The sequence below is a fragment of the Mesorhizobium sp. M7A.F.Ca.CA.002.05.1.1 genome (genome assembly GCF_003998335.1).
Lineage (GTDB): Bacteria > Pseudomonadota > Alphaproteobacteria > Rhizobiales > Rhizobiaceae > Mesorhizobium.
Genome location: NZ_RZQI01000457.1, coordinates 1 through 4,714, shown reverse-complemented (window position 1 = coordinate 4,714; position 4,714 = coordinate 1). Strand labels below are relative to the sequence as shown.

Here is a 4,714-nt window from a genome sequence, read left to right as displayed (position 1 = left end):
GTGGTGAAGCAGTGTCGATATGGCGAAAGTTTGTTCGCACGAATGTGGCCATTTCCGAGTTCCTGGACAGTGCTCTGCCGCGGCGCCTTCGCATCGACGGCAACCGGACCTTTGCGACGGAGATAGCACCTCCCTTACTTACCTCAAACGCACGGGTTTACGATCTTGGCGGGGGTGCCAGGCCGTTCGTCAGTCTTTCGGAGAAGCGGCGCCTGGGGCTTTTTGTCGTTGGGCTCGACCTCGACGCGGAAGAGTTGTCGAAAGCGCCACGCGGAATATACGACGAGGAGATTGAAGCGGACCTTACCTCGTTTAGGGGGAGGGGCGATGCCGACGTCGTCATTTGCCAGGCAACGCTCGAGCACGTCCGTGATGGCGAGGGAGCCCTGCGCGGCATTGCCAGTTGCGTGAAACCGGGAGGCATGGTTGCCATTTTCTCGCCCTCGCGCAACGCCGTTTTTGCCAGATTGAATCGGGTCCTGCCGGAGGGGATGAAGCGACGGCTGCTTTTTGCGATCTATCCTGAAAAGGGCATGGGTCATGACGGGTTTCCGGCCTTCTACGACAAGTGCTTGCCCAGTGACGTCGAAACAATCGCAAAACGGAACGACCTGGAACTTATCGAGCGCCGTCTGTTCTGGAAAAGCTCCTACTTCTATTTTTTCGTGCCGGCCTTTCTTGCCTGGCGCATCTGGTTAGGCGTTTCCGCCCTGTTCCTCCGCAAGGATGCCGCTGAAACCTACGCCTATGTCTTTCGGCGAAAACAGTGAGTTCCCGCGGCCATGAAAAGGAAGCTCGCGCTGATCGCCATTCCGCTCGACAGAAGAGGCGGTGCCGAAACCGTCCTGAAACTTGTTGCGCGCGCACTCGCGAGGCGACCCGACTGGGACGTCGAAATCGGCTTCTTGGGTAGCCAGGCGGCGGGCGAGGCCGCTGGATCACACCAGGACGGAATTCGGTGCAGCTACGGCTTTGGCGGCGGCAAGGCCATGAGCGAGTTTTTGCTCGCCCCGCGGCTGATCCGGCGTCGGTACGATTTGGTGTTCTCGAGCCACGCACGGGTAAACTCGTTTCTGGCTGCCGCCCGAAGCGTTGGACTTCTCCGCAGCCATAGGCTGGTCGCCCGCGAGTCCACGGTACTTCTGGATCGCTTCAAGGGTCCTCGCGCGCTCGCTTACAAGGCGCTCTATGCTGCCTATGGCAGCCAGGACATGATAGTCGCGCAAACGAGCTATATGAATGAACGCCTGCGTGACGTATTGCCCCGGCGAGCAATCGCCAAGCTGTGTACTTTGCCCAACCCGGTCGACGAAGATCTCATCGTCAAAATGTCCATGGAAGCATTGTCCGGGCACGACGCCGAGATACTTTCCCGCCGTCCGCAGATAGTCTGGTGCGGCCGGCTGATTGATGTGAAGCGTCCGACGATCGCGGTTGATGTGCTGGCCGAAGTCAGACGAAGGACCGGCGAGGATTATGAGCTGACCATGGTTGGCTCTGGCCCCATGGAAGCGGAGTTGAGAGCCCGCGCCGGCAAGCTTGATCTGGCCTCGCGACTAAATCTGCTCGGCCAGAGAGACAACCCGTTTCCGCTGTTTCGCGCAGCGCGTGCCGGCATGCTCACGTCGGCGACGGAGGGATTTCCCAACGTCCTTCTGGAAATGATGGCTTGCCGGATTCCCGGCATCGTCACCACCCCCTGTGCGGGAGATCTGGACATGCTGTCGGGCCTGGAGATTTCAGCCGGCTTTGGCGCGTCGGAAATTGCGGAAGCACTGCTGAAGATCATTCAAGGCGGTGATCGGTCGGCCTTGTACGGAAAGACCTTGTCGGAAAGATCGCCGGATCGGTTTGCGGATATGCTGTTGAGAGCGCCGTCGTCATATCCGGGTGGGCAGCGATGACGGCCGTTGCTCGCAACAAGATAGTCGTCTCGATAAACACATCCTGGAATGTCGTCAATTTTCGCAAGGGACTGATCGAGGCGCTGCGGAGCCGCGGCTATGACGTGGTCGTCGTCGCGCCGAGAGACGAGTATTCTCCGCTGATTGCGGCCATGGGCTGCCGCTATGTCGAACTCGACATGGACAATTCCGGCACGTCACCGTCGCGGGATTTGGTCCTTCTGTGGCGCTACTGGCGTCTCTTGCGGCGCGAGAGACCGCTGGTGTTTGTCGGCTTCACGATCAAGCCCAATGTGTTCGGCTCCATCGCGGCCAATCTGAACGGCATTCCCGTCATCAACAACATTTCGGGATTGGGGACAGCGTTCGTTCGCGGTGGTCTGCTGCTCAGGATTGCCAAGGCTTTGTACCGGGTGGCATTGGCCCGTTCCAAAATGGTTTTCTTCCAGAATGACGATGACCGGATGCTGTTCGTCGACGAACGCCTGGTTCGCAAGGATCGAACCGCGCTTTTGCCTGGCTCCGGCATCGACCTCGCGCGTTTTGCCCCTTCGCCCGAAGCGCGCACCGGGTCTGGCGCCATCATCTTTCTTCTCGTGGCCCGGCTTCTCTGGGACAAGGGTGTCGGCGAGTTCATCACGGCGGCCCGTCGGGTTTGCCGTGAGGTGCCCGGAGTGCGTTTCCAGCTACTCGGCTTTCTTGATGTCGAAAACCGGACTGCGGTCAGCCGCGAACACGTGGAAAAATGGGTTGGCGAGGGATTGGTCGAATATCTCGGCTCCACCGACGATGTGCGGCCTTTCATGCGTGGCGCCGATTGTGTCGTGTTGCCCTCCTACAGGGAGGGAACGCCGCGCTCGCTGCTCGAGGCGGCTGCGATGGGCAAGCCGCTGATCGCAACCGACGTGCCAGGATGCAGGGAAGTGGTGGACCACGCGGTCAATGGCTTCCTATGCAAGGTGAGGGACTCTGATGACCTTGCGAGCAAGATGGTCGAGTTTGCGCGGCTGGACGACTCGTCCAGGGACAGGATGGGGGCCCAGAGCAGAAACAAGGTCGAGCGGCAGTTTTCGGAAACGATCGTCATCGAGAAGTACATGCAGCAGATAGAAAGACTGAGCGCCCTTGCGACGAAATGAGCGGACCGGGCCCACCGGTCGGATGGAGGATGGTTTTGTCAGTCAGGAACATAGCGTTGCTTGCCGTCGTGGCTGTTTTGTTTGGTGTTGGCTTTCTGGGCATCATCGTGATGCAGAGGGGCGGCCCGTCCCCCGCGAAGCCGGTAGCCGAGCTCAAGCCGTTTGAAGGCAAGCTCTCCATTCCATCGGTCGATGATCTGCGTGTCGGCGGTCGCAAGATCCTGCTGTGCGGGGCGGCGTTTTCCAGGCCTCAGGCCATGCGCCTCCTGGTGACGGAAGCGGCGCGCCGAGACTACCAGGGGCTCGTCCTGGCCTGCAAACCTGTCGGTTCCGGAACACCTTGCGACGGCAAGATCGCTTCCAGGGTTGGCGATACCCTTGTTGTGCAGTGCCTGACGGCTGAGGGGGAAGATTTGGCCACCATACTTACGCAGGGCGGAATTCTCTGCGGCCAGCCGGTTCAGGCCGGCGCAACGTACAAACCTTGCTGAGCAGGTCGCCAGTACAGACCGGAGGCTCTTGCGGCGAAGTGAGTGGGTCTTGTTCTCAAGCTGGCCGGCGCCCGCATTTGGGTATTTATGGGTCCTTTATTGGGTATGCCGGTTCTTGATCGAGGTGGGGGCATGGAGCCAGATCTCTATGGCCGATAGATGAGAAATGGGTAGCCGAGCCGGCCACCTACCCCGTTGGCCGCGATTGGTATCGAGCCGATCTCGAATTACATGCTGTCAGCACGACCAATGGTCGAAATCGCGCGGCTGCCATCAAGGAGTATCTACCGAAAAATGTATCGATAATTCAATATATTAGGTGGCTGGCGAAAGGTTTGGCGCGCTCAGCTTGGTCAAAGCTTATCGAGCCAGTCACCGCGGAAAGGAGAGCTCAAATTTTTGCCCGATGGTAAGAAACCTGTGACAGGTAGTCGAAAACTATTAATGCGATCTGGCTAAAGTACTGTGCTTGGACAGACACGCGTCAGCTTAAATCGCCTCGCGCGCGCGAAACAGGTTGGAATTGTGGCCAAAAACTGGTACGCGCTGATGCAATGCCTTTGACTGGGTGCGTCTGAAGTGGTGCAGCAAGAAGGGATCGAAGACTGATGAGCCTTGTGGTTAAAACTGCGCTTGCCGTATTTGTCGTGTCAATCGGGTTTGGTTCAGCTTCATCGTTTGCCCAGGATGCTTCGTGCAGCTGCGCGACACCCTATCAAGGTTCGGCAAACCCGATCGGATCCATCCGTTCCGCCACCGGTGATGTGATGGTGTCGCAGACGGCGGGCTATGGCGCTGCCAAGGTTGGAAGCGCGCTCGATTTCGGCAGCCGTGTGGTGGTTGGCGCCAACGGCGCGGCCTCCGTTCTGGTCGGCGGCTGCAATCTGGAGGTTTCGGCCAATTCGAGCCTCGACGTTTCCCGCCTTGGCAACAACATTTGCCTCAAGCTTGTCGGCTCTGAGCAGACGGCTGCTATTCAGCCCTCCGGCGGCGGCGCCGGGTTCGGTCCGCCGGAGGCGATTTTCGCCGGGGCGCTTCTGACGTCTGGCGTGCTCGCGGCGACGCAGGATGACGACAACGGCGTCAGCCGCTGACGAAGATATGGCGGCATCGGCCGCTGTAGAGAAAGGTCTGGATAGGCGGGCTGGCTGGTTTATTGGGTTTGTTAACCATATTGTTC

At 59.2% G+C, this 4,714-nt stretch carries 5 protein-coding genes; all 5 read left to right on the top strand.

Annotation, left to right across the window (positions count from 1 at the left end; genetic code table 11):
- Positions 1 to 770 (top strand): class I SAM-dependent methyltransferase (locus EN939_RS21425; protein WP_127269565.1); only part of this gene is annotated, 770 nt, incomplete at its 5' end.
- A 12-nt stretch (positions 771 to 782) separates the two neighbouring features.
- Entirely contained in the window at positions 783 to 1,904 is a 1,122-nt protein-coding gene (locus EN939_RS21420; RefSeq protein ID WP_127269564.1) for a glycosyltransferase, read from the top strand.
- Positions 1,901 to 3,043 (top strand): glycosyltransferase family 4 protein, encoded by a 1,143-nt coding sequence (locus tag EN939_RS21415; RefSeq protein WP_127269563.1) that lies wholly within the window; start codon positions 1,901 to 1,903, stop codon positions 3,041 to 3,043. The genes EN939_RS21420 and EN939_RS21415 overlap by 4 nt, the downstream gene beginning before the upstream one ends.
- A 56-nt stretch (positions 3,044 to 3,099) precedes the next feature.
- Positions 3,100 to 3,534, top strand: coding sequence for a hypothetical protein (locus tag EN939_RS21410; protein WP_127269562.1), 435 nt, complete (start codon positions 3,100 to 3,102; stop codon positions 3,532 to 3,534).
- Positions 3,535 to 4,301: 767 nt separating this feature from the next.
- Positions 4,302 to 4,628, top strand: coding sequence for a hypothetical protein (locus EN939_RS21405; RefSeq protein WP_236382855.1), 327 nt, complete (start codon positions 4,302 to 4,304; stop codon positions 4,626 to 4,628).
- Positions 4,629 to 4,714: the final 86 nt, after the last annotated feature.